Consider the following 24,994-nt stretch of genomic DNA (forward strand, 5'->3'; position numbering starts at 1 on the left):
GGCCAGCTTGCAATCGCCCGGAAATCGGGCGATTGAAGAGGGGCGGCCTAGAGCCACGTGCGTCCATTTGGACGCACAAAGTACGCTCTAGCACTTTGAATGTGCGCATCGTGCTTTCCGAAAATCGGATCGATTTTCGGGCCGATGCGAGAGGAGAGGATCTTGAAGATGACGATTGCGCAAAGACTGCTTTCGGCTGGCATTGCCGCGGCCGCTACGGTCGCGTTGGCGGCCTGCACGACAACCGGCCCAGGCGAGCCGCCGGTGATCACGGCCAAGGGGGTTGAAGGCTCCTGGATCGACGCGCAGGGCACGGGCTTGTCCACCTTCAAGGGCGGCAGCTTCGCGACCGTCGCAACCGACACCGGCCAGAAGCTTGCCGATGGCAGCTACACCATGACCGGCGGCACCTCGGTCGAGATCCATGGCACTTCGCTGATCCGCCAGACGCCAATCAGCTTCAACTGCCTGATGGTCTCCACCAGCCAGCTCAATTGCACCAGCGCGAGCGGGCAGAATTTTGTGCTGACCAGGCGCACCTGAAATTCGATTCCGAATTGACTTTGCACAAGACGGCGGCTTCAAGCCGCCGTCTTCTTACGCCGGCAAAGCTGATGCCGATTTCCGCTTGCATCGACTGAAACGCGATGTGAACATAGCCCAACCCAGTCAAACAAGAGCGTTAAACGCCTCTGGTCAAGTTATCCGGGAGACGAGAATGAAGAAGATTGCTGCCATCGCCGCGCTGTCGGCATCGGCGCTTGGCCTGTCGGCAGGGGTATCCTTTGCCGACTATACGCTCAACATCCTGCACATCAACGACTGGCATAGCCGCATCGAGAGCAACAACAAGTACGAATCGACCTGCTCGGCCGAGGAGGAGACCAAGGGCGAATGCGTCGGCGGCGCCGCCCGCCTGGTCACCGCGATCGCGCAGGAGCGCAAGAAGCTGGAAGGCCAGAACGTGCTGCTGCTCAGCGCCGGCGACAATTTCCAGGGCTCGCTCTTCTACACGACCTACAAAGGCAAGACCGAAGGCGAATTCCTCAACCAGATGAAATTCGATGCCGAGGCTCTCGGCAACCATGAGTTCGACGATGGCGAGTCGGCGCTGGCGCCGTTTCTCGACATGATCCAGTTTCCGATGCTCGGCGCCAATGTGAAGGCCAATGCGCAATCCAAGCTCGGCGACCGCGTCAAGCCGTCGATCGTGGTCGAGGTCGGCGGCCAGAAGATCGGCATCGTCGGCGCGGTCACCAACGACACGCCGGAGCTTGCCACCCCTGGCCCGAACATTGCCATCGAAGACGACGTCAAGTCGATCACCGCTGAGGTCGAGAAACTGAAGCGAGAGGGCGTCAACAAGATCATCGCGGTCACCCATATCGGCTACAAGCGCGAGCGCGACGTGATCGCCAAGATCCCCGGGATCGACGTGGTGGTCGGCGGCCACAGCCATTCGCTGCTGTCCAACACCGACCCCAAGGCGGAAGGCCCATATCCGACGATGGTCGACAATCCGGACGGTTACAAAGTGCCGGTCGTCCAGGCGGCGTCCTATTCGAAATATCTCGGCGAGTTCAAGGTCGTGTTCGACGACAACGGCGTCGTCAAGGAGGCAAGCGGCGATCCCATCCATCTCGACAAATCGATCACGCCCGACCCCGCCGTGCTTGCCCGCATCAAGGAACTCGGCGCGCCGATCGAGGCCTTGAAGAACAAGGAAGTCGCCGAGACCACCAAGGCGATCGACGGCAGTCGCGAAAACTGCCGCGCCCGCGAATGCGAGATGGGCAATCTGGTCTCCGACGCCGTCCTCGACCGGGTCAAGGGCCAAGGTGTCGAGATCGTCATCTCGAATGGCGGCGGCTTGCGCGCCTCCATCGACCAGGGCACCGTCACCATGGGCGAGGTTCTCACCGTCCTGCCGTTTCAGAACACGCTGGCGACCTTCCAGATCTCCGGCAAGGATTTGGTTGCCGGCCTCGAAAGCGGCCTCAGCCAGGTCGAGGACGGCGCCGGGCGCTTCCCGCAGGTTGCCGGCCTGAAATATGCGTTCGACAAATCAGCGCCGCCTAACGGACGCGTCAAATCGGTCGAGGTCATGGAAGGCGGCGCCTGGACGCCGATTAAGCCGGACAAGGATTACCTGGTCGCCACCAACAACTATGTCCGCCAGGGCGGCGACGGCTACAAGGTGTTCGCCGAGAAGGCCAAGAACGCCTATGATTACGGCCCGGGGCTGGAACAGGTCGTCGCCGACTACCTAGGCGCGCACCGGCCCTATACGCCGAAGCTCGACGGCCGCATCACCGAGATCGCCGCGACCGTGGCCCCGGCCGCAGAACCTGCCAACCCTGCCGAACTGCCAAAACCTGCTGAAGCTGCGCCGGCAAAGCCCGTTGAGCCGGCAATGCCCGAAATGCCGGCCGGCTCCGGCGACATTTCCAAGACGCCGCCGGCCGTCCCGGCTGAAACAGCGCCGGCACCCGCACCCGCCGAGCCGGCCCAGCCGGCGGCACCTGCGGCTCCAGCCACACCGGCTCCGGCGACCCCTGCTCCGGCTGAGCCGGCACCGGCCGAAAGCAGCCATGTAATCGTCGCCGGCGATACCTATTGGGATCTCGCGGTGAAGGCTTATGGCGACGGCACCAAATGGAAAATAGTCTCCGATGCCAACAAAGCCTACGAGCCACGCCGCCTTCCGGTCGGCGCAACCTTGACGATCCCGGCGGCCTCAAAGTAATCCGGCCGCAGGAACGCAATGCACCCGCCCGGCAGACCGGGCGGGTGTTGCATTTCTGGGATAAGGTGCGCCCAGACGCAGCATTTGAAAACCGGCGCGGCATCGCTACTTTCGCCGCGGCACCGTTGGTTCGCGGTGTTGGAGAACCTCATGACGCTTGCCAACCCTGCTGAAATCAACGCCGAGAAGACTGCCGCCTCGCCGTCGGCAGGGCGCCCTCTGGTCAGGACCGGCAAGGTCGGTGTCATGCTGATCAATCTCGGCACCCCGGACGGCACCGGCTTCAAGCCGATGTGGCGCTACCTCCGGGAGTTCCTGTCCGATCCGCGCGTCATCGAGCTCAACAAGGCGATCTGGTATCCGATCCTCTACGGCGTGGTCCTCACCACCCGGCCGAAGAAATCAGGGGCCAACTATGCCAGGATATGGAACCGGGAGCGCAACGAGTCGCCGCTGCGAACCTACACCCGCGCCCAGGCCGAGAAGCTCGGGCTCGCGCTCGGCGAGCTACCCAATGTCGTCGTCGACTGGGCGATGCGCTACGGCAACCCTTCGACCGAGAGCGTGGCCGAGAGACTGGTCGAGCAAGGCTGCGACCGCATCCTGTCTTTCCCGCTCTATCCGCAATATTCGGCGACGACGACTGCGACTGCCAACGACCAGCTGTTTCGCGCGCTGATGAAGATGCGCCGCGCCCCGGCCATTCGCGGCGTGCCACCCTATTACAACGAGCCGGCCTATATCGAGGCGCTCGCCCGTTCGGTCGAAAAGCATCTGGCGAGCCTCGGATTCGAACCGGAAATTGTCATTGCTTCCTATCACGGCATTCCGAAACCCTATTCCGACAAGGGCGACCCCTACCAGGCCCATTGCCTCGAGACGACCCGACTGCTGCGCGAAAAGCTCGGCTGGGATGAAAACAAGCTGATTACCACCTTCCAGTCGCGCTTCGGCGCGCAGGAGTGGCTGCAGCCCTACACCGACAAGACGGTCGAAAGACTAGGGCGCGAAGGCGTGAAATCGGTCGCCATCGTCAATCCAGGATTTTCCGTCGACTGCATCGAGACGCTGGACGAGATCGGCAGGGAAGCGTCCGAGACCTTCCATCATGCCGGCGGCGAAAAGTTCGCACACATCCCTTGCCTCAACGACAGTGCCGAGGGCATGGCGGTGATCGAGGCGATGGTGCGGCGCGAGCTGTCCGGCTGGGCCTGAACAGATCACCCGTCTATGCACCCGCAATCCGTGATCACCTGATTGTAACATTGCTGAAACACACTTAAGTGTTTGGTGGAATCGGTCGCGTGGAATATCCAACATGGCCGGCCTTTGAGGGGAGAGCCAAATGGGTTTCAGTGGTTTTGATATCGCGCTTCTTGTTCTTGTCGCCCTTGTCGTGCTGGTGCTTATCAAGGGCATCCGAACAATTCCGCAAGGCTATAATTATACCGTCGAACGTTTTGGCCGTTACACCAAGACATTGAACCCGGGCCTCAACCTGATCGTGCCTTTCGTCGACCGTGTCGGCGCCAAGATGAACATGATGGAGCAGGTGCTCGACGTACCGACGCAGGAGATCATCACCCGCGACAATGCCACCGTTGCAGTCGATGGCATCGCCTTCTATCAGGTGCTCAACGCGGCGCAGGCCGCCTACCAGGTCTCCGGCCTGCAGAATGCGATTCTCAATCTCACGATGACCAACATCCGCACCGTGATGGGCTCGATGGACCTCGACGAACTTTTGTCGAACCGCGACGCCATCAACGAGCGCCTGCTGCGCGTCGTTGACGAGGCGGCGCATCCCTGGGGCATCAAGATCACTCGTGTCGAGATCAAGGACATCAACCCGCCGGCCAATCTCGTCGAATCGATGGGCCGACAGATGATGGCCGAGCGCAATAAGCGCGCGCAGATCCTCGCCGCCGAAGGCCTCAAGCAATCGCAGATCCTGGAGGCCGAAGGCCGCAAGGAAGCCGCCTTCCGCGATGCCGAGGCGCGCGAGCGCTCGGCCGAGGCTGAAGCACGCGCCACGCAGGTGGTGTCGGAGGCGATTTCCAAAGGCGACGTGCAGGCGCTCAACTACTTCGTCGCGCTGAAATACACCGAAGCGCTGACCAGGATCGGCTCAGCGACAAACAGCAAGCTCGTGCTGATGCCGATGGAGGCCTCATCGCTGATCGGCACGCTCGGCGGTATTGGCGAAATCGCCAAGGAAGTTTTCCGAAGCGAAGGCACCGCCGGTGCCGCACGACAGGCCGCCCGCCCGCCGGTCGTTCGTCCGAGCGAAACCTGAGGCCACAGCCATGCTCGGCCGCATTGTTTCTGAACTCGGCCCGTGGAGCTGGATGGTCCTCGGCTTCGTCCTGCTGGTAATGGAGGTCATCGCGCCGGGCATTTTCATGCTGTGGATCGGCATTGCCGCGCTGTTGATCGGCGTCGTCTCACTGCTCGTCTGGGATGCCGGTTTCTGGACCTGGCAGATCCAGGTCCTCGCCTTCCTCGCGCTGTCGCTGGTCTCGGCCTATGTCGGAAAGCGGCTGGTGGGCGGGCGCCATGATGAAACCGACCAGCCCCTGCTCAACCGTCGCGGCGCACAGATGGTCGGCCGGACGGCGACCCTTGCCGAGCCGATCAAGGACGGGCGCGGCCGCATAAAGCTGGGCGACACGTTGTGGCGCGTCTCCGGCCCTGACCTGCCGGCCGGCACGCAAGTGCGCGTGACGGGCGCCGCTGATACCGACCTGGAACTGACGGTCGAGGCGGTCTAGGAACCCGCTAGGCAGCACCGATGCGCAGCAGGTCGTGCAGATGGACGAGCCCGATCGGCTGCCTGCCTTCGACCACCATCAGGCTGGTGATAGCCGAGTCGTTGATTGTCTGCAGCGCCGTCGCAACAAGCGTGTCGGGCGAAGCCATTTTCGGCTCTCTGGTCATCACCTGATCGACGCTCATTGCCAGGAGATCGCTGCCGATATGGCGCCTGATGTCGCCATCGGTGATGATGCCGATCAGCTTGCCGTCCGCGGCAGTCACGGCCACGCAGCCAAACCCCTTGCGCGACAATTCGAGGATTGCCTCGCGCATGCCGGTACCTGACGACACCAGCGGCAGCCTGTCGCCGACATGCATGATCTCGCGGATCTGCGTCAGGTTGGCTCCGAGCTGGCCGCCGGGATGGAACGTGCGGAAATGGTCCGGGGTGAAGCCGCGTGCCTCGAGCAGCGCGATGGCCAGCGCATCGCCCATCACCATTTGCAATAGTGTCGAGGTCGTCGGCGCAAGCCCGTGCGGGCAGGCTTCCGGTGCTCGCGGCAGCAGAAGCACAACGTCGGCCGCGCGCGCCAGAGCCGATTTTTCACCCGCGGTGACCGCGACCAGCGGGATCGAGAAGCGCCTCGAATAGGCGATGATGCCCTTGAGCTCAAGGCTTTCGCCCGACCACGAAAGCGCGATTATGGCGTCGTTTCTGGCGATCATGCCAAGGTCGCCGTGATTGGCTTCGGCAGGGTGGACGAAAAAGGCCGGCGTGCCGGTCGAGGCGAGCGTTGCGGCGATCTTCGAGCCGATATGGCCGCTTTTGCCAACCCCGGTGACGATGACGCGGCCATCGATCTGCGACACCATGCCGACGGCTCGTGCGAACGGCTCGGCCAGCCCGTTTTCGAGAGCGTCTGCCAGTGCCGCGACGCCGGCCTGCTCCGTCGCCACGGTTCTCAGCGCCGAGGCAATCGCGGCCTGCCCGTCATGCCGCTTCCTGTCTGGGGATTTCACGTTCATGGACGATGCGATTAGCGCTTCGGCGCGCGCCTGTCCAACGGAATTGCCGTGCCGAACCTCCTGATGGGCCATGCCTCAACGCTCCGTTAACCATCCCCATTTACGGTTTCGTAAGTATGGCGCGCGTGCGCCGCGCAAGCAGTGGTGCCGATGTCCGGGTTTCAGCCTCAAAACAAAATGGGACGAAAGGGCAAGGCGGTCTGCGCTTTGCTGCTGGCAACCAGTGTCTTTGCGTTGTCGCGGCCGGCACTGCTTTGCGCCCAGGAAACCGAGCTGCGCGGCGAGGTTTCGGAATCGACAATCCTGGACGAACAGCAGTACAAGATCAGGCAATCGAGCATAGCCGGAACCCAAGCCGCGCAGGCTGCTGCAACCGCCAACGACAATACGCCGCTGCCTACCTATCGCCCGGCCAGCCAAGGGGCGTTGCCTGACGACGGCACGGGCGAGGCGGCCACAACCGGCGGCACTTTCGATCAACCAGCGGCCAGCGGCGACCCATTTCCCGACAACCCTGCTCCGCCACCCCGACGGCGGCCAAGCGCGACGCCACGCGCCGCCAATGCGGCCAACGCCGAAGACGAGACCGCTGACAGCCAGAAGCGCAAGAGAGCCGCGACTGCAGCCGCGGCGGCGACCGATGACACCGATACCGCCGCTATAGACGAGCAGGATACGGTCAACCGCCGTGCCGTCACCATCGATTCCGCCGAGAGGCTCAGGCTCGACCCCGGTGCCGAGCGCACCGAAGCCATCGAAGGCCAGAACAAAAAGAACGAGGACGACCCGTTCGCCGCCACCGGCATCAAGCTCGGCTCTTTCGTAATCCGGCCGACGCTCGAGCAAGGCCTGACGTCTTCGACAAACGCCGATTCGAGCAGCCTCGGCAAGCCGGCCTTGCTGTCGGAAACGACACTGCGCTTCAACGCCGTCTCCGACTGGAGGGAGAATTCGGCGACGGTTGAGGGCTATGGCATCTTCCGCGAAACCTTGTCCGGCTATGACATTCACGAGGCGCAAGGCCGCGTCGACGGCACACTCAACATCGATCTCGACAATGATCTGCGCGCCATCGCCAAGCTGGGCTATGAGGCCGTGCCCGAATCGGCCTCGGCGCCGGACGCGGTCGTCGGCGCCGTTGGCCAGCCGGTGCGCCAGACCGTGAACGGCAGTCTCGCCGTCGAGAAGGATGCCGGCAAGATGCGCTTCGCGCTGACCGGCGCGATCGAGCACGACATCTTTGGCGACGCCAAGCTTTCGTCGGGCGGATCGCTGTCGCAGAAGGGCCGCGACTCGACGCTCTACACGGCCATTTTGCGTACCGGTTACGAGATCTCGCCTGCCATCACCCCGTTCACCGAAATCGAGATCGGCCGGCGCGCTTATGATTTGCGCGTCGATCCAAACGGCTTCCAGCGCTCCTCGACCAGGCTTGGCGCACGGGCCGGCGTCGAGCTCGATCTCCGCGAGAAGCTTACCGGCGAGTTCTCGGTCGGCTGGCTGCGCGAAGCTATCGACGACGATGCCCTGCCGGCTATTTCGGGCGCGACGGTCAATGCCGATCTCAAATGGTCGCCGGAACGCGGCACCACGATCGGGCTCACCGCACAGACGACCGCCGAGAACACGACGAATGCGGGCGAAAGCGGCGACATGCTCTATTCCGGCAGCCTCACCGGCGAGCGGCAGATCCGCGCCAACCTGACCGGAAATGCCGCTCTCGGCCTCGAATGGCGCGACTATACCGGCTCCGACGATCATGATTTGACGCTGAGCGCCGAGGCTGGGCTGACGTGGTGGCTGAACCGCTACACCGGGCTCACCACCCGCGCCAGGACTGAAAAACTGACCAGCAACCTGATTGGGCGCGACTACACGGCCAACAGTATCTTCGTCGGCTTGAAGTTGCAGCGCTAAATGCATGTCGCGCAAAAGTGTGCAGCGGTTTTGCGATAACGACTTGCCTAAAACAAGAACCTAAAGCGCGTCGCATGAGGCCGGTCGAACGCGGCGCGCTTTGGCCGATCAGCGCGGCAACCGGTGTTGAAACTACAAGGCTATGCCGCGGCGTTCTGACGGCGCGAGTTCGTCGAGAAGCGTGCGAATGACACCGGCCATGCTCGCATTCATGTCTCTGCGCCACAGTGCGAAGGCAACGTTGGCCTCGACGAAGCCTTCGGGCGAGCCGCAGTCGAACGTCCGCCCGCGGTAGTGGTAGCCGTAGAAGGGCTGTTGCTTCTGCAGCTTCAGCATTGCATCGGTGAGCTGGATCTCGTTGCCGGCGCCTTTTTCCTGACCTTCGAGTATCTTGAATATCTCCGGCTGCAGGATATAGCGCCCGTTGATGTAGAGGTTCGACGGCTCCGTGCCGGTCTTCGGCTTTTCCACCATGCCGGTGATGCGGAAACCGTGATGCGCGTCCTCGCCGCGGCCGACAATGCCGTATTTGTGCGCCTCGGCCGGATCGCATTCCTGCACGGCGACGATGTTGTTGCCGGTCTCGGCGTAAAGCTCGACCATGTCCTTCATGCAGCTTTTTTCCGACTGCATGATCATGTCGGGCAATAGCAGCGCAAAGGGCTCGTCGCCGACGAGCTCGCGCGCGCACCAGACGGCGTGGCCAAGGCCGAGCGGTACCTGCTGGCGGGTGAAGCTGGTCTGCCCCGGCGCCGGTTGCAGCCGCTGCAGGCGGGCGAGCTGGTCGTCCTTGCCGCGCTGCGCAAGCGTGTCGTAGAGCTCGAACTGGACATCGAAGTGATCCTCGATGACCGCCTTGTTGCGGCCGGTCACGAAGATGAAATGCTCGATCCCGGCATCGCGCGCCTCATCGACCACATACTGGATGACCGGCCTGTCGACGACCGTCAGCATTTCCTTGGGAATGGCCTTGGTAGCAGGGAGAAAGCGCGTGCCGAGACCGGCAACCGGGAACACTGCCTTGCGAACTCTCTTCATGTGCCAATTATCCATTTGCATGCCTGTTCGGCAATCCCGATTCGAGACATTTTCATGCCGAAATCGAGGATTACTGAACGGCGGGTCATAAATCTCAGCTGGTAAAGCATTGACGCATCTTTTCACCCCGCACGGCACCTATGGTAAACCAAATGCTAACCGGGTTCGGCGATGAATAGTCTTCCTGAGATGAAGAAGGAGGAAAAGATGTCCGTTCGCAACGCCGCAAGGCGCTTCACCAGCGTCCTGACGGCCGCCAGCCTCTCGCTTGCTTTGCTCATGCCCAGCGGGCCGGCTTTTGCCGATGCCGGCTTCCGCCAATGGGTCGCCAGCTTCCGTGCTACCGCCGTGGCGAGCGGCGTTTCCGGCTCCGTCTACGACCAGGCATTCAAGGGCATCAACGATGCTGACCCGGTGGTACTGGAAAAGGCCCGTACTCAACCCGAATTCACCGCACCCGCCTGGGATTATTTCGACAACCGCGTCCATGACCAGTCGGTCGCCGTCGGCCAGCAGATGGCAAGGAAATGGAAGCCTTGGCTGGACAGGATCGAGGCAAGATACGGCGTCGACCGCTACATCCTGCTGGCCATCTGGTCTATGGAATCGAACTACGGCGAAACTCTCAAGCGCGATGATATCATGCGCAATGTCGTGCGCTCGCTGGCGACGCTTGGTTATGCCGATCCGAAGCGAGCGAAATTTGCCCGCACCCAGCTGATCGCGGCGCTGAAGATCCTGCAGACCGGCGACATCGACGAAAGCCATCTCAGCGGCTCATGGGCCGGCGCGATGGGCCATACCCAGTTCATCCCCACCAGCTACCAGTCCTATGCGGTCGATATGGACGGCAACGGCAAGCGCGACATCTGGAATTCGATTCCCGACGCACTGGCGACAGCCGCCAATTTGCTGAGGAAGAACGGCTGGCAGGCAGGCAAGACCTGGGGTTATGAGGTCAGCCTTCCGGACGGCAAGAAGCTGCCCGGAGGCTCAAAGTCGCTGTCGCAATGGCAGGCGCTGGGGGTCAGCCGTGCCAACGGCAAGCCGTTCAAGAACGGTGCGGACAAGGCGACGTTGAAGCTGCCCGGCGGCAGCGGCGGGCCGGCTTTCCTGATGATCAAGAATTTCTCGGTCATCAAGCGTTACAACAATGCCGACAAATATGCGCTCGCCGTGGGCCTTCTTGCCGACGAAATTGCCGGCTATGGCGGGCTTGTGCAGGACTGGAAGCGACCGTTTACCAAGCTCTCCTTCGAGGAAAGGCAGGAGCTTCAGAAGCGACTTTCCGAGCACGGCTATTACGACGGCAAGTTCGACGGCAAGATCGGTGACGGATCGAAAACCGCCATCATGGCCTTCCAGGCAAAGGCTGGCTTGACCCAGGACGGGTATCCGAGCAAGGAAGTGCTGAAATGGCTCAGGCAGAACTAGAGCCGGTTGCGGGATGGAGAGGGTGATTGGTTTCGGCTGCGCGCATCCGGTTAATCGTTCGTCGCGTGCCGATCCTCGTTCTGGCGATCGCCGTTCTGGCGGTCGGCGGCGCCAGTGCCTTTCATACCGCGGCCATGGCGCAGGAGCCGGAAAGTCGTGGCTGGTCGCTGCGCGACCTGTTGTTTCCGCGCAGAAGCGAGCGGTTTGAGCAGCCGCCGCCCGAATACCAGCGAGAATTCCAGAGAACAAAGCCCAGGCCCAAGCTGAGAAAGCCCCGGTCAGTTAGCCGGCCGCCGCCGGCCGAGCCGACAACCCCAGTGGCCGAGAAGGCGCCGGGTGCACGCGTCGTTCTGGTGGTCGGCGATTTCATGGCGTCTGGGCTGGCTGAGGGGCTCGACGCCGCGTTTGCTGAAAACACCGGCGTCAGGATCGTCGTCCGTGCCAACGGATCGTCGGGCTTCGTGCGTGACGATGTCTACAACTGGCCAGAACAGGTCAAGTCGCTGATCGCTGCCGAAAAACCGGCAGCCGTCGTCGTCATGCTCGGATCCAACGACCGGCAGCAGATGCGCGTCGGCGATGTACGCGAGCAGCCGCGATCCGAAAACTGGACCAAGGAATACGAGCGCCGGACCGATGCGTTCGGCAAGGCCATCGCCGCAACCAAGGTGCCGTATCTGTGGGTCGGCATGCCGGCCTTCCGGGTCTCGAAAATGACCTCCGACATGCTGGCCTTCAACGACATCTTCCGCTCGTCCGCCGAAAGCCACGGCGGCGAATTCGTCGACGTCTGGGACGGGTTCGTCGACGAGAACGGCGCCTTCATCACCAGCGGACCGGACATCAACGGCCAATCGGTGCGCCTGCGCTCCGACGACGGCATCAACATGTCGAAGGCCGGCAAGCGCAAGCTCGCCTTCTATACCGAAAAGCCGCTGATGAAGATCCTGGGGCTGGCCGCGCCAGGAAGCGTGGTGACGGCTTCTGCCCCGGCCGGCGCTCCCGTCGAGGCGCCGGCACCTGCCGCGGCACCGATAGCTGTCGATCGCACCGTGCCGATGCTGCTCAGCGATCCGGCGCTGGACGGCGGCTCGGAACTTCTCGGCGCCGCCCCGCCGGCAAAAGCTGACAAGAATTTGCCGGGCGAAAGGCTGATCGTCGAGGGCAAGGCGCCCGACGCCTCACCGGGCCGCGCCGACGATTTCTCCTGGCCGCCCAAGACACAGCCTGCGACGGCGGCCGCATCCGATACGACGACGGCGATCCGCCAGTAAACAGAACCTCTTCGGAACGGGCTCAGCGCGGCAGCACGCTCGATCCCATCAGCGCCTCGTCGATGGCGCGCGCCGCCTGGCGACCCTCGCGGATCGCCCAGACGACCAGCGACTGGCCGCGCCGCACGTCGCCCGCCGCATAGAGCCTTTCGACGCTGGTCCTGTAGTCCCGGTCATTGGCCTCGACATTCTTCGAACGGCGGCTGTCGATGACGATCTTCATCTGCCCGTCGAGTTCCGAGATCGGCCCGCGAGCGGCTGGCCCGGCAAAGCCGATGGCGATGAACGCGAGATCGGCGCGGATGACGAATTCCGTGCCCGCGATCGGCTTGCGCTTTTCGTCGACCTCGCAGCATTTGACCCCGGTCAGCTGGCCGTCTTCGCCGATGAATTCAAGCGTCGCCACCTGGAATTCGCGCTCGGCGCCTTCGGCCTGCGACGACGACGTGCGCATCTTGGTCGCCCAGTAGGGCCAGACCGACAGCTTGTCCTCCTTTTCCGGCGGCTGCGGCCGGATGTCGAGCTGGGTGACGCGCACCGCGCCCTGGCGGAAGGCGGTGCCGACGCAGTCTGAGGCAGTGTCGCCGCCGCCGACGACGACGACGTGCTGGCCGCCGGCGACGATCGGGCGCGACGGCCATGCCACCGACTGGATCGGCTCGCCGCCGATACGCTTGTTCTGCTGCACCAGATACGGCATGGCGTCGTGCACGCCGTCGAGATCGTCGCCCGGGATGTTGGCCGGACGCGGCGTTTCGGAGCCGCCGCAATAGAGCACGGCGTCATATTCGGCGAGCAGTTCGGCGACCGGCTTGTCGACGCCCACATTGACGCCACAATGGAAGCTGACACCTTCGCCCTGCATCTGCTCGATGCGCCGGTCGATATAATGCTTCTCGATCTTGAAATCGGGGATGCCGTAGCGCATCAGCCCGCCCGGCCGGCTCTCGCGCTCATAGACGTGAACGTCATGGCCTGCGCGGCCGAGTTGCTGGGCAGCCGCCATGCCTGCCGGCCCCGAGCCGATGATCGCGACGCGCTTGCCGGTCTTCCGTTCCGGCGGATAGGGCCGGATATGGCCGGTTTCATAGGCTTTGTCGGCAATGGCCTGCTCGATGGTCTTGATGGCGACCGGAATATCCTCGAGGTTCAGCGTGCAGGCTTCCTCGCAAGGTGCGGGGCAGATGCGGCCGGTAAATTCCGGAAAATTGTTGGTCGAATGCAGGTTGCGGATCGCGTTTTCCCAGTCGCCATTGTAGACGAGGTCGTTCCAGTCCGGGATCTGGTTGTGGATCGGGCAGCCGGTCGGTCCATGGCAATAAGGAATGCCGCAATCCATGCACCGCGCGGCCTGTTTCTCGACCTCCTTGTCCGACATCGGCAGCGTGAACTCGCGGAAATGCCGGATGCGGTCGGAAGCCGGCTGGTACTTGTGCACCTGCCGGTCGATCTCGAGAAACCCTGTTACCTTGCCCATAGTCCAGTCCCTGCTGTCCGGAAGGCACGCCTGGCGACGCACCCGTTAACCTCATAAGGCAGCTGTGGCAACCTTCAGTCCGAGGTCAGGATTGTTGATGAAGATGGTTGCCGGGACGCATGGCCTCCCGGCAATTTCCAAATCTATTCCGCCGCCACGTTCATGCGCATCCGCTCCATCTCGATCAGCGCGCGGCGGTATTCGACCGGCATGATCTTCCGGAATTTCGGCCGGAAAGTCGCCCAGTCGTCGAGGATTTCGCGACCTCGTACCGAGCCGGTGTAGTGGACGTGGTTGGAGATCAGCTGGTAGAGCCGCTCCTCGTCATGGCTGGTCATATCGCCGGATACGTCGACACGGCCCTTATGGTCGAGATCGCCGCCATGGTGGAGCAGCTTTTCCATCAGGTCGTCCTCTTCCGGAACCGGCTCCAGCTCGACCATCGCCATGTTGCAGCGTTCGGCGAAATCACCCGCCTCGTCGAGCACATAGGCGACGCCGCCCGACATGCCGGCGGCGAAGTTGCGGCCGGTCTGGCCGATGACGACGACGATACCGCCAGTCATGTATTCGCAACCATGGTCGCCGACGCCTTCAACGACGGCGGCGACACCCGAATTGCGCACGGCAAAACGCTCGCCGGCAACGCCGCAGAAATAGGCCTCGCCCTCGGTTGCGCCGTAGAGCACGGTATTGCCGACAATAATGGACTCGGCAGCAACGATTTTCGTGTTCTCCGGCGGGCGGATGACGATGCGGCCACCCGACAGGCCCTTGCCGACATAGTCGTTGGCGGCGCCCACCAGTTCGAACGAGACACCGCGCGCCAGGAAGGCGCCAAAGGACTGGCCGGCCGTGCCGGTGAGCTTGACCGAGATCGTGTCCTCGCGCAGGCCCTTGTGCTTGAAGCGCTTTGCCACCTCGCCCGACAGCATGGCGCCGGTCGAACGGTCGACGTTGCGGATCGGCAGTTCGATACTGACCGGCTGCCTGGCTTCGAGCGCCGGCTTTGCGAGGTCGATCAGCTTGCGGTCGAGCACGTCGTCGATCGGATGCTTCTGCCGCTCGGTCCAGTGCACCGCCTCGTGCGGCGCATCGGGCTTGTAGAACATCTTGCTGAAGTCGAGCCCGCGTGCCTTCCAGTGCTGGATCAGCTCGCGCTTTTCCAGAAGGTCGGTGTCGCCGATGATCTGGTCGAGATGGGTGTAGCCCATCTCGGCAAGCAGCGCCCGCACCTCTTCCGCCACATAGAAGAAGAAGTTGATGACGTGCTCGGGCGTGCCCTTGAAGCGCTTGCGCAGCACCGGGTCCTGTGTCGCGACGCCGACGGGGCAGGTGTTGAGATGGCACTTGCGCATCATGATGCAGCCGGCCGCGATCAACGGCGCGGTCGAAAAGCCGAACTCGTCGGCGCCGAGCAGTGCGCCGATAATGACGTCACGCCCGGTGCGCAGGCCGCCATCGACCTGCAGCGCGACGCGCGACCTGAGGCCGTTGAGCACCAGCGTCTGGTGCGTCTCGGCAAGGCCCATCTCCCACGGGCTGCCGGCATGCTTGAGCGAGGTCAGCGGCGAGGCACCGGTGCCGCCGTCATAGCCTGATATGGTGATGTGGTCGGCACGCGCCTTGGCGACGCCGGCCGCAACCGTGCCGACGCCGACTTCCGAGACCAGCTTGACCGATACGTCGGCCGCCGGATTGACGTTCTTCAGGTCGTAGATGAGCTGCGCCAGATCCTCGATCGAATAGATGTCGTGATGCGGCGGCGGCGAGATCAGGCCGACGCCCGGCGTCGAGTGCCTGACCTTTGCTATGGTCGCATCGACCTTGTGACCCGGCAGCTGGCCGCCCTCGCCTGGCTTCGCCCCTTGCGCGACCTTGATCTGCATCATGTCGGAATTGACAAGATACTCCGCCGTGACGCCAAAGCGTCCCGAGGCGACCTGCTTGATCGCCGAGCGTTCGGGGTTCTTGCCGCCGCCCGGCAGTGGCAGATAGCGATCGGCCTCTTCGCCGCCCTCGCCGGTGTTCGACTTGCCGCCGATGGCGTTCATGGCGCGCGCCAGCGTCGTGTGCGCTTCCCTTGAGATCGAGCCGAAGGACATCGCCCCGGTCGAGAAGCGCTTGACGATATCGGCCGCCGGCATCACCTCGTCGAGCTTGACCTTCTTGCGCCCGGTCTCTTGCGCAAGCTTGATCTTGAACAGGCCGCGAATGGTCTGCGCCTGCGCCGTCTCGCTGTCGATCTGGGCGGAATAGTCCTTGAACGTCTCCCACGAGCCTTGGCGCACGGCGTGCTGCAAGGTCGCCACTGCGTCGGGCGACCAGATATGGGCCTCGCCGCGCATGCGGAACATGTATTCGCCGCCGACCTCGAGGCTGTTGCGCAGCACCGGGTCGTTGCCGAAGCCGTCGGTGTGGCGGCTGACCGTTTCGGCGGCGATCTCGTCCAGCCCGACGCCTTCGATCAGCGTCGCCGTGCCGGTGAAGTACTTCTGCACGAAATCCGACTTGAGCCCGATGGCGTCGAAGATCTGCGCGCCGCAATAGGACTGGTAGGTCGAGATGCCCATCTTGGACATCACCTTGAGGATGCCCTTGCCGATCGACTTGATGTAGCGGGAGACGACCTCGTAGGCATCGACCTCCGCTGGCAATTCGCCACGCTTGTGCATGTCGAGCAGCGTGTCGAAAGCGAGATAGGGATTGATCGCCTCGGCGCCGTAGCCGGCGAGACAGCAGAAATGATGCACCTCGCGCGGCTCGCCGGATTCCACGACGAGCCCAACCGAGGTGCGCAATCCCTTGCGGATCAAATGATGGTGCACGGCCGCCGTTGCCAGCAGCGCCGGAATGGCAATGCGATCCGGCCCGAGCTGACGGTCCGAAAGGATGATGATGTTGTAGCCGCCTGCGACCGCCGCCTCGGCGCGCTCGCACAGCCGGTCGATGGCGCCCTGCATGCCGGCCGCGCCTTCATTCGAACCGTAAGTGATGTCGATCGTCTTGGTGTCGAAACGGTCTTCGGTGTGGCCGACGGAGCGCAGCTTCTCCAGATCGCCGTTCGTCAGGATCGGTTGGCGCACTTCGAGCCGCTTGCGGCGCGAATTGCCGACAAGATCGAAGATGTTGGGCCGCGGCCCGATGAAGGACACCAGGCTCATCACCAGCTCCTCGCGGATCGGGTCGATCGGCGGATTGGTGACCTGTGCGAAATTCTGCTTGAAATAGGTGTAGAGCAGCTTCGATCTGTCCGACATTGCCGAAATCGGCGTGTCGGTACCCATCGACCCGACGGCTTCCTGGCCGGTGGTCGCCATCGGCGACATCAACAGCTTGGTGTCCTCCTGGGTGTAGCCAAACGCCTGCTGGCGGTCGAGCAGTGAGACATCCCTGCGCAGGGCGCGCGGCTCGACCGGGTTCAGATCCTCGAGGATGAGCTGTGTGTTGGCGAGCCAGCTCTTGTAGGGATGCCTGGTCGCGATCTCCGACTTGATTTCCTCGTCGGAAACGATGCGGCCCTTGTCCAGGTCGATCAGCAGCATGCGGCCGGGCTGCAGCCGCCACTTCTTGACGATCCTTTCCTCCGGCACTGGCAGCACGCCGGCTTCCGAAGCCATGATGACGCGGTCGTCATCGGTGACGATGTAGCGCGCCGGCCGCAGCCCGTTGCGGTCGAGCGTGGCACCGATCTGGCGGCCGTCGGTGAAGGCAACCGCCGCTGGCCCGTCCCACGGCTCCATCAGCGCTGCGTGATACTCGTAGAAGGCCTTGCGGTCCTGACCCATCAGCTTGTTGCCGGCCCAGGCTTCCGGGATCAGCATCATCATGGCGTGGGCGAGCGAATAGCCGCCCTGCGTCAGGAATTCGAGCGCATTGTCGAAGCAGGCGGTGTCGGACTGCCCTTCATAGGAGATCGGCCACAGCTTCGAGATGTCGTTGCCGAACAGTTCGGAATCGACCGAAGCCTGCCGCGCCGCCATCCAGTTGACGTTGCCGCGCAGGGTGTTGATCTCGCCATTGTGGGCGACCATGCGGTAGGGATGCGCCAGCTTCCACGACGGGAACGTGTTGGTCGAGAAGCGCTGGTGAACCAGGATCAGCGCCGTCTCGAAACGCGGGTCGGTGAGATCCTTGTAGTAGGCGCCGACCTGATAGGCCAGGAACATGCCCTTGTAGACGATGGTCCGCGACGACATCGAGACGACATAGAAGCCGTTGTCGACGCCTTTGGTCTCTTCGTGGATACGGCCGGAAATGACCTTGCGCAGGATGTAGAGCCGCCGCTCGTAATCGTCGTCGTTCTCGATCTCGGCGCCGCGGCCCAGGAACACCTGCCGGTGCACCGGCTCGGAAGCGGCTATGTCGGGCGCCTTCGACAGCGACGAATTGTCGACCGGCACGTCGCGAAAGCCGAGCAGCGGCTGGCCCTCGAGCTGCGCCACCTCGGCGATGATGCCTTCGATATGCGCCTGCAGCTCCGGGTCGCGCGGCATGAACACGTGGCCGACGGCGTAGTGGCCGGGCTTCGGCAGTTCGACCCCTTGCTTGGCCATCTCCTCGCGGAAGAAGCGGTCCGGCAGCTGCACCAGCACGCCGGCGCCGTCACCCATCAGCGGATCGGCGCCGACCGCGCCGCGATGCGTCAGGTTTTCGAGCACGGCAAGGCCGTCCTCGACGATCTGGTGCGACTTCACGCCCTTCATGTTGACGATGAAGCCGACGCCGCAGGCATCATGCTCGTTGCGCGGATCATAGAGGCCGTGCGCAGCATAGCCGGTGCTGGTTCGCCGAATATTGGTCAGGGACGGATTTTTGACGGCTGCCGCTGTCGTCTGCGCGGCCTTCGTCGCAGATGGCGTCATGTCCGTCATCGTCCTGTCCTCCGTTCCGTCCCCTTCGGGCGCTGGTTTCCGTCGGGAAGCGCGTGGCTCCCCTTTCAATCTGCGGCACGTCTTGCGAAATTCTTGCCGACCGTGCGGCTTTCCGCATGGTTCGCATATGGTATTCGTACAGGCCGGAGCCAGACTGTCTAGCTGTCGCTCGCGGCAATGGCCGCAGAGGCGCAATCATATGCCAATGCGGCCAGTTTTGTGCGACAAAATAAGACAGCACTACTGTCCTAAATTTTTATGACAGAAATTTTGGATGCACACAAGACCGATTCACAAATTTCTTGAAGCTTTCGCGACAGAAAATTGCGCGGAACGCCGTGTCAGCGTAACCTTCCGTCGCTGCATCTACGCTCATGCGTTTCACTGGCTTTAGCGGATTTTCGGTATCTGCCCCTTGCGACCGGCATGCGAAAGCGGCCAAGCTCGCACCGATTTCCCCAGCATAGGCAGACGCATGATTTTCGCTTCCGACAATTGGGCAGGCGCCCATCCCCGTATCGCTGCCGGCCTGTCGGCCCATGCCGACGGCTTCTCCACCGCCTATGGCGACGGTGCCCTCGACAAGACCGTTTACCAGCGCTTCAATGAGATCTTCGAATGCGAGGTCGCGGTGTTTTTCGTCGCCACCGGCACCGCTGCCAATTCGCTGTCGCTGACTACCTATAACAAGCCAGGCGGCATTTCCTTCTGCCATCGCGAATCGCACATCATCGAGGACGAATGCGGTGCACCGGAATATTTCACCGGCGGTTCGCGGCTTTGTACAGTCGAAGGCGCACTCGGCAGGATCGATGCCGGCAATCTGGAACGGGCGGTGGACCGTTTCGCACCCGAAAACGTCCATTCCGGGCGGCCGGTTGCCGTTTCGATCACCCAGTCGACCGAAGTCGGCACCGTCTACACGCTGAACGAAATCGCCAGGATTTCGGCGATCGCAAAGCAGCATGGACTGCCGCTGCACATGGATGGGGCCCGCTTTGCCAATGCGCTCGTCGCGCTGGAAACGACGCCGGCCGAAATGACCTGGAAGCATGGCGTTGACATCCTCTCCTTCGGCGGCACCAAGAATGGCTGTTGGTGCGCCGAGGCGATCGTGCTGTTCGACCTCGAGCGAGCCAAGGAATTGGCCTTTTTGCGTAAGCGCGCGGCCCAGCTGTTCTCGAAATCGCGCTTCATCGCCGCGCAATTCGATGCTTATTTCAGGGGTGGGCTGTGGCTCGACACAGCACGGCACGCCAATGCGATGGCGGCACGGCTTGCCGCGGCGATAGAAGATTCCCCTTCCGCCCGGCTGGCCTGGCTGCCGCAGGCGAACGAGGTCTTCGCGGTCATGAAAAAGGCCGAGGCCGAAAGAATGCAAGCGGCAGGGGCGGCCTTCCACGACTGGCACAGGCCGCTCGGCTACGACGGCTACATCGGCGAAGACGAAGCGCTCTATCGCTTTGTCACCAGCTTCGCGACCACGCCCGACGAGGTCGACCGTTTCGGCTACCTGCTCGCCGGATAGCAAGCCTTGCCCACCAGCAAAAAGAGCGGCGCATTGCTGCACCGCCCTTTCTTCCCGGGGAGTTGGCGTCCCGGAGTTTAGCTGCCTGGCTTAGGCCGCAGTCTTGGCCTCGATCTGCTTGGCCTTGGCCGGAGCCGAGGTGATCGCGATCTTGCGCGGCTTCAGCTCTTCGGGGATGTTGCGCTTGAGGTCGACGAAGAGCAGGCCGTTCTTCAGCGCGGCGCCGACAACCTCGACGTGATCGGCAAGCTGGAAGCGGCGCTCGAAGGCTCGGCTGGCGATACCGCGATAGAGCAGTTCGGAGCCTTCGCCATTGCCTTCCTCCTTGCGCTCACCCTTGACGGTCAGCACATTGCGGTGAGCTTCGATCGAAATCTCATCTTCCGAGAAGCCGGCCACAGCCATCGAGATGCGATAGGCATCCTCGCCCGTGCGCTCGATGTTGTAAGGCGGATACGTCTGCCCTTCCGGCTGCGCAAGCGAATCGAGCATGGTGAACAACCGGTCAAAACCGACGGTCGAACGGTAGAGCGGGGAAAAATCAACGTGACGCATGGTGTGTTCTCCTGTTGAGCAACAAGGTTGCGTATGGCCGGTGCGAAACCCGTGACGGCGTTCCGGATGGGCCAGCGGCCCCGACATTGGCGACCGCATGACAAATTTGGGAAGCCGGCGACGGCATTTCAAGATTTTCCCGCGTCCGAACGGGACCGGTCCCGGCCCACGTCCCGATGCCGATGAACGGCAGATGAACCGTGGCTTCGGCGAGCGTTCAGCCAGGCGGCATTAAAACTGTTCTCGAGATAACGAACAGGTCGCGAAAAAGGCGACACGACGAGGCCGAACCGGGTGTAACGTCCCTTCCTCCCGGTCGACAGAGGCCGGAAGCACGCCAAGGCTGCTTCCGGCCTTACTTTGTTCGCTGCCTGGCGGTCGAGCTCCCCGGCGTCCCAAATTCCTTTGCTTTTGGCGCATGGGCGTTTATGCCTGACTTGCGCCCACGCCGGCACCGACACCAACCAAAAACCGCATGACCGATCTTCTCCACCAGCCCCCTCTCTTCCAGGAAAGTCCGGGCAATCCGCTGCCGGAAAACGCGGCCGGCGGCTTCTTCACCACGCGCGACGGCAAGAAGATCCGCTATGGGCTGTTTGCCGCGGTTGCCCGCCCAATGAAGGGCACCGTCGTCGTCCTGACCGGCCGCAACGAGTGCATCGAGAAGTATTTCGAGACCATTCGCAACCTTGCCGACCGGGGCTTTGGCGTGGCAACCCTCGACTGGCGCGGACAGGGCGCTTCCGACCGGCTGATCGGCGACCGACAGCGCGGCTTCGTCCGGAGCTTCTTCGACTACACCGGCGATCTGGAGCAGTTCTTCGAGGAGATCGTGCTGCCCGATTGCCGAGGACCCTACTACATACTGGCCCACTCGGCCGGCGCGGTGATTGCGCTGCTCGCCGCGCCCTCGATGGCGAACCGCGTGCGCCGCATGGTGCTGATCGCACCGTTCTTCACCGTGCCGGACCTGCCGGTTTCGGTAAAAACCGTCCGCCGCCTCTGTTCGCTGTTCTGCCTTCTCGGCCTTGGCCGGCTCTATGCCGCATGGGGGCCGCGGCCCAAGGAATCGGTGCCCTTCGCCATAAACAAGCTGACCAGCGACCCGGAACGCTATCGGCGCAACACGCTGATCTACGAAACCTATCCGCAGCTGGCGCTCGGCGGACCGACGATCCGCTGGCTGAAGGCGGCCACCGAGGCATCCTTGATCGTCAGCGACCCGGATTTCATGGCCAAGATCCAGGTGCCCTTGCTGATGATCGCCGCCGGCGCCGACCAGGTCGTCTCGACCAGGGCAGTCGAAGCCTATGCGAGACGTCTGCGCGTCGGCTCGCTAGTGATGATCGACGGCGCCCGCCATGAGATCCTCCAGGAAGCCGACCTCTATCGCGAGCAGTTGTTTGCGGCATTCGATGCCTTCATCCCCGGAACCGGCGACGCTGTTTGACCGCTTCGCCGGCGCCCGCCAACAAAGCCCGCACGGGTCGCTTGTCCGGCGCAGCCCCTTATTCCCGTTAAGGCATCGAGCGCTAGGTTGCTGCCAAAGAGAATGGAGGCCATTCGCCGGGAGAAAAACGACCATGAACGCATCGAATACGCTGTCACGTCAGGGGCATCGGCTACTGCAGATTGGCGTCGCGCTGCTGCTGTTTTCGTCATTCGAAGGGTTTGCAATACCGTATCTCGCCGCACCGCGGCTCGGACTGTCCGCGCACACGCTCAGCGCCCTGGAGGGCGTTCTCTTGCTGGCTCTAGGCCTCACATGGTCTAGGCTCAATCTCGGCGCGGCGACGTCGCGGATTGCTTTCTGGCTGCTGATCTATTCGGCTTTGGCGATCCTGGCCGCCTACGTGATCGCCAGCGCCTGGGCGGCCGGCAACGAGACTATGCCGTTGGCGGCCGGAGCCTTCCACGGAAGTGCCTTTCAGGAAGCTGTGATCAAAGGTGTGGCGTATTCGTCCGCGCCGACCGGCCTCATCTCTTTCGTGCTCATTTTGTGGGGCCTGCGTCTCTCGGACGCTTGGCCTGCCGACAGCTAATGCATGTCGCGCAGCGGTTTTGCGATAACATGCATAAAACAAGCGCGTCACATGAGTTCACTCAAACGCGACGCGCTTTGCTTTAGGACCGTACCGCGGTTTCCGTCGGATTTGCGCAAAACAGACGCGTGGGTGCACCGGATGCTCAGCCGCGCAGCGCCGCCATCGCGGCTGCGTGCAGCTCCGGTGTCGCCGCCGCCAGGATGTCGCCGCCGTTTTCCGCCGGCCCGCCTTCGAAGGTGGTGACAACGCCGCCTGCCTTCTCGATGATCGGGATCAGCGCGACGATGTCGTACGGTTTCAATCCGGGATCGGCAACGATATCGACGCTGCCCGCCGCCACCATCGCGAAGGCATAGCAGTCGGTGCCGTAACGGGCGAGCTGGACCTGTTGCTCGAACAGGTCGTAGCGCAGGCGCGCGTCTCCCTTGAACAGCGCCGGCGTGGTGGTGAACAGCGTCGCCTCGGCGAGATTCGTCGTCTTGCGCGTAGCGAGTTTTCGGGAGCCACCGGGACCTTCATAATGCGAGCCGGAGGCATTGGCGTAGAACAACTCGCCGGTGAAGGGCTGCGACATCATGCCGGCGACGGCATCGCCGTCGACCGTCAGCCCGACCAGCGTGCCCCATACCGGCAGGCCGGAAATGAAGGCGCGCGTTCCATCGATCGGATCGATCACCCAGACATGCCGGCTGGAGATGTTTTCGCTGCCATGTTCCTCGCCGAGAATGCCGTGATCGGGGTATTGCGCTGATATCAGCGCCCGGATGGCGCGCTCGGCCTCGCGGTCGGCCTCGGTGACCGGGTCGAAGCTGCCGCGCTCCTTGTTGGTGACCGCGCCCTGGTTGCGGAAGCGCGGCAAGGTCTCGGCTGCGGCGGCACGCGCAATGCGCCGCATGAACTCGATGTTGATGTCCAACTGATTCTCCCGCTCCAGCATGTTTGGAGATACCCGTTTGCCTACGGATTTATGCCGAAACAAGGGCGTTCGGAGCCTTTCGCATGGTGCCAACTGTTGCTCGAATGCAACGCCGCCGTCATGGAAATGCAGTTTCCACTTCACAGTGAATTAAAAAAGCCGGAACGCGCCTTGACATTTGTGCAGCGCACAATACGTTTGTTCTCGGACAGGGGTTCCTGTCCATGCCCTCCTTGGGCGTTTCCTCCCTAGACTTCGACCGTGTCGTGCAAACGATGCGGTCTTTTTTTACGCTGCCGCATGAGCGGCGGTACCGCGATTCCGCGGCTATTCGGCGGCCAGCGGCAGATCCATGAAATTGTGATCGGGCATCGCCATCAGTTCGGCCGAAAACCGCGCCAGATCGTCGGCCAGTGCGTCGAAACCAGCCGATCTCTGGAACGTCCGCTCATTCATGTAGAGCCCGCGATTGACCTCGATCTGCAGCGCATGCAGATGGCGCACGGGGCGGCCATAGTGCTCGGTAATGAAGCCTCCGGCATAGGGCTTGTTGTGGGCGACGCTGTAGCCCATGCCGGTGAGCAGGCCGATCGCCGTCTCGGTCAACGCCGCCGCGGCCGAGATGCCGAAACGGTCGCCGACGATGAAATCCGGCCGCAATCCGCTGTCGCCGACCCTTATGCTTGCCGGCATCGAGTGGCAGTCAATCAGCACGGCGTAGCCGAAGCGCGCATGGGTTCTGGTCAAAAGCCGTTTCAGCGTCTCGTGATAGGGCTTGTAGACCGCTTCGATGCGCGCCACGGCTTCCGCCAGCGGCAAGCGGCCGGAATAGATGTCGAGCCCCTCGCCGACCAGCTTGGGCACGGTGCCGAGCCCGCCGGCCACCCGCGCCGAGCGGATGTTGCAGAATGACGGCACCGGTTCGGCGAACATGCGCGGGTCGAGTTCCCACGGCTCCCGATTGACGTCGAGATAGGCGCGCGGGAAGTTTGCCGCCAGCATCGGCGCTCCGAGCGCGACGGCGCCGCCGAACAATTCCTCGACATAGCAGTCCTCGGAGCGGCGGATGGCGTTGCGGTCCAGCTTGGCCATAGCCATGAACCGGTCCGGATAGTAGCGGCCGCTATGCGGCGAGTTGAAGAGGAAGGGAACGCGCTGTTCGGCGCCCGATCGGATTTCGAAGGGTGGAACGACCGAAAAATCCTCGGCTGCCGTTTTCAATTTGGACGAACCCGGGAATACCAATGCATCATGATGGGAAAGTGCCACCTCGCCGCCCGCATGTCCAGCCGCCGAAGCGCCAGCCAAATCAGGATTGTGCGGCCAACGTTCACTTGATGTTTACCGTCACCTCCTCATATACAGCATGGTTAACGGGCTTGCCGCACGGCATTGTCGGTTGGGTGATTC

At 62.8% G+C, this 24,994-nt stretch carries 18 protein-coding genes; 11 read left to right on the forward strand and 7 right to left on the reverse strand.

Features of this window, described 5'->3' with window-relative positions; genetic code table 11:
• Positions 1–168 precede the first annotated feature (168 nt).
• From omp10 to NKH60_RS05605, 5 genes are all read left to right on the forward strand, one after another.
• Positions 169–543, forward strand: a complete 375-nt coding sequence (gene omp10 / locus NKH60_RS05585) for an outer membrane lipoprotein Omp10 (RefSeq protein WP_023720183.1) — start codon at positions 169–171, stop codon at positions 541–543.
• A 175-nt stretch (positions 544–718) separates the two neighbouring features.
• Positions 719–2,746, forward strand: a complete 2,028-nt coding sequence (locus NKH60_RS05590) for a 5'-nucleotidase C-terminal domain-containing protein (RefSeq protein ID WP_352850066.1) — start codon at positions 719–721, stop codon at positions 2,744–2,746.
• A 150-nt stretch (positions 2,747–2,896) separates the two neighbouring features.
• Entirely contained in the window at positions 2,897–3,961 is a 1,065-nt protein-coding gene (gene hemH / locus NKH60_RS05595) for a ferrochelatase (protein WP_352871416.1), read from the forward strand.
• A gap of 130 nt (positions 3,962–4,091) precedes the next feature.
• Positions 4,092–5,042: an SPFH domain-containing protein gene (locus NKH60_RS05600; RefSeq protein ID WP_352539357.1), complete on the forward strand. Its 951-nt coding sequence runs from the start codon at positions 4,092–4,094 to the stop codon at positions 5,040–5,042.
• Positions 5,043–5,052: 10 nt separating this feature from the next.
• Complete coding sequence (locus NKH60_RS05605) at positions 5,053–5,517, forward strand: NfeD family protein (protein WP_352539358.1); 465 nt, start codon at positions 5,053–5,055, stop codon at positions 5,515–5,517.
• A 7-nt stretch (positions 5,518–5,524) separates the two neighbouring features.
• On the opposite strand, the gene NKH60_RS05610 is transcribed toward NKH60_RS05605, so the two are convergent.
• Complete coding sequence (locus tag NKH60_RS05610; RefSeq protein WP_352832537.1) at positions 5,525–6,526, reverse strand: KpsF/GutQ family sugar-phosphate isomerase; 1,002 nt, start codon at positions 6,524–6,526, stop codon at positions 5,525–5,527.
• A 177-nt stretch (positions 6,527–6,703) separates the two neighbouring features.
• On the opposite strand from NKH60_RS05610, the gene NKH60_RS05615 reads away from it, so the two are divergent.
• Positions 6,704–8,443, forward strand: a complete 1,740-nt coding sequence (locus NKH60_RS05615; protein WP_502896416.1) for an outer membrane beta-barrel protein — start codon at positions 6,704–6,706, stop codon at positions 8,441–8,443.
• Between the two features lie 132 nt (positions 8,444–8,575).
• On the opposite strand, the gene galU is transcribed toward NKH60_RS05615, so the two are convergent.
• Complete coding sequence (gene galU, locus NKH60_RS05620) at positions 8,576–9,481, reverse strand: UTP--glucose-1-phosphate uridylyltransferase GalU (RefSeq protein ID WP_352469528.1); 906 nt, start codon at positions 9,479–9,481, stop codon at positions 8,576–8,578.
• 207 nt (positions 9,482–9,688) lie between these two features.
• Between galU and NKH60_RS05625 the strand changes: the two genes are divergently transcribed.
• Positions 9,689–10,915: a lytic murein transglycosylase gene (locus tag NKH60_RS05625; RefSeq protein ID WP_352564889.1), complete on the forward strand. Its 1,227-nt coding sequence runs from the start codon at positions 9,689–9,691 to the stop codon at positions 10,913–10,915.
• Between the two features lie 26 nt (positions 10,916–10,941).
• Positions 10,942–12,189: an SGNH/GDSL hydrolase family protein gene (locus NKH60_RS05630; RefSeq protein WP_352818145.1), complete on the forward strand. Its 1,248-nt coding sequence runs from the start codon at positions 10,942–10,944 to the stop codon at positions 12,187–12,189.
• A gap of 22 nt (positions 12,190–12,211) precedes the next feature.
• Here NKH60_RS05630 and NKH60_RS05635 read toward each other — a convergent pair whose 3' ends face one another.
• Both NKH60_RS05635 and gltB read right to left on the reverse strand, forming a co-directional pair.
• On the reverse strand, positions 12,212–13,666 hold the full coding sequence (locus NKH60_RS05635; RefSeq protein ID WP_352818148.1) for a glutamate synthase subunit beta: 1,455 nt from the start codon (positions 13,664–13,666) through the stop codon (positions 12,212–12,214).
• A gap of 143 nt (positions 13,667–13,809) precedes the next feature.
• Entirely contained in the window at positions 13,810–18,540 is a 4,731-nt protein-coding gene (gene gltB / locus NKH60_RS05640; protein ID WP_352832460.1) for a glutamate synthase large subunit, read from the reverse strand.
• A 475-nt stretch (positions 18,541–19,015) separates the two neighbouring features.
• Between gltB and NKH60_RS05645 the strand changes: the two genes are divergently transcribed.
• On the forward strand, positions 19,016–20,068 hold the full coding sequence (locus tag NKH60_RS05645; protein ID WP_352501928.1) for a threonine aldolase family protein: 1,053 nt from the start codon (positions 19,016–19,018) through the stop codon (positions 20,066–20,068).
• Positions 20,069–20,158: 90 nt separating this feature from the next.
• Here the strand turns inward: NKH60_RS05645 and NKH60_RS05650 are convergent, their stop codons facing one another.
• Entirely contained in the window at positions 20,159–20,623 is a 465-nt protein-coding gene (locus NKH60_RS05650) for an Hsp20 family protein (RefSeq protein ID WP_023675381.1), read from the reverse strand.
• 475 nt (positions 20,624–21,098) lie between these two features.
• Here NKH60_RS05650 and NKH60_RS05655 point away from each other — a divergent pair, with 475 nt between their 5' ends.
• On the forward strand, positions 21,099–22,073 hold the full coding sequence (locus NKH60_RS05655) for an alpha/beta fold hydrolase (protein ID WP_352818154.1): 975 nt from the start codon (positions 21,099–21,101) through the stop codon (positions 22,071–22,073).
• Between the two features lie 133 nt (positions 22,074–22,206).
• The gene (locus NKH60_RS05660) at positions 22,207–22,665 is read left to right on the forward strand and encodes a styrene oxide isomerase (protein ID WP_352469520.1); all 459 of its coding nucleotides are present in this window, start codon (positions 22,207–22,209) and stop codon (positions 22,663–22,665) included.
• A 145-nt stretch (positions 22,666–22,810) separates the two neighbouring features.
• Here the strand turns inward: NKH60_RS05660 and hisN are convergent, their stop codons facing one another.
• Positions 22,811–23,584, reverse strand: coding sequence for a histidinol-phosphatase (gene hisN, locus NKH60_RS05665; protein ID WP_352448234.1), 774 nt, complete (start codon positions 23,582–23,584; stop codon positions 22,811–22,813).
• Positions 23,585–23,911: 327 nt separating this feature from the next.
• Entirely contained in the window at positions 23,912–24,853 is a 942-nt protein-coding gene (locus NKH60_RS05670; protein ID WP_352539364.1) for an N-formylglutamate amidohydrolase, read from the reverse strand.
• Positions 24,854–24,994 lie beyond the last annotated feature (141 nt).

Source organism: Mesorhizobium sp. M1006, from assembly GCF_040318825.1.
Lineage (GTDB): Bacteria > Pseudomonadota > Alphaproteobacteria > Rhizobiales > Rhizobiaceae > Mesorhizobium.

Bases quoted from the DNA above. Each gene is read 5' to 3' on its own strand.
- gltB (WP_352832460.1), bottom strand. From the start codon at position 18,540: ATGACGGACATGACGCCATCTGCGACGAAGGCCGCGCAGACGACAGCG.
- NKH60_RS05655 (WP_352818154.1), top strand. From the start codon at position 21,099: ATGACCGATCTTCTCCACCAGCCCCCTCTCTTCCAGGAAAGTCCGGGC.
- NKH60_RS05610 (WP_352832537.1), bottom strand. From the start codon at position 6,526: ATGAACGTGAAATCCCCAGACAGGAAGCGGCATGACGGGCAGGCCGCG.
- NKH60_RS05645 (WP_352501928.1), top strand. From the start codon at position 19,016: ATGATTTTCGCTTCCGACAATTGGGCAGGCGCCCATCCCCGTATCGCT.
- omp10 (WP_023720183.1), top strand. From the start codon at position 169: ATGACGATTGCGCAAAGACTGCTTTCGGCTGGCATTGCCGCGGCCGCT.
- NKH60_RS05590 (WP_352850066.1), top strand. From the start codon at position 719: ATGAAGAAGATTGCTGCCATCGCCGCGCTGTCGGCATCGGCGCTTGGC.
- NKH60_RS05660 (WP_352469520.1), top strand. From the start codon at position 22,207: ATGAACGCATCGAATACGCTGTCACGTCAGGGGCATCGGCTACTGCAG.
- NKH60_RS05605 (WP_352539358.1), top strand. From the start codon at position 5,053: ATGCTCGGCCGCATTGTTTCTGAACTCGGCCCGTGGAGCTGGATGGTC.
- NKH60_RS05625 (WP_352564889.1), top strand. From the start codon at position 9,689: ATGTCCGTTCGCAACGCCGCAAGGCGCTTCACCAGCGTCCTGACGGCC.
- hemH (WP_352871416.1), top strand. From the start codon at position 2,897: ATGACGCTTGCCAACCCTGCTGAAATCAACGCCGAGAAGACTGCCGCC.
- NKH60_RS05635 (WP_352818148.1), bottom strand. From the start codon at position 13,666: ATGGGCAAGGTAACAGGGTTTCTCGAGATCGACCGGCAGGTGCACAAG.
- galU (WP_352469528.1), bottom strand. From the start codon at position 9,481: ATGAAGAGAGTTCGCAAGGCAGTGTTCCCGGTTGCCGGTCTCGGCACG.
- NKH60_RS05600 (WP_352539357.1), top strand. From the start codon at position 4,092: ATGGGTTTCAGTGGTTTTGATATCGCGCTTCTTGTTCTTGTCGCCCTT.
- NKH60_RS05615 (WP_502896416.1), top strand. From the start codon at position 6,704: ATGGGACGAAAGGGCAAGGCGGTCTGCGCTTTGCTGCTGGCAACCAGT.
- NKH60_RS05650 (WP_023675381.1), bottom strand. From the start codon at position 20,623: ATGCGTCACGTTGATTTTTCCCCGCTCTACCGTTCGACCGTCGGTTTT.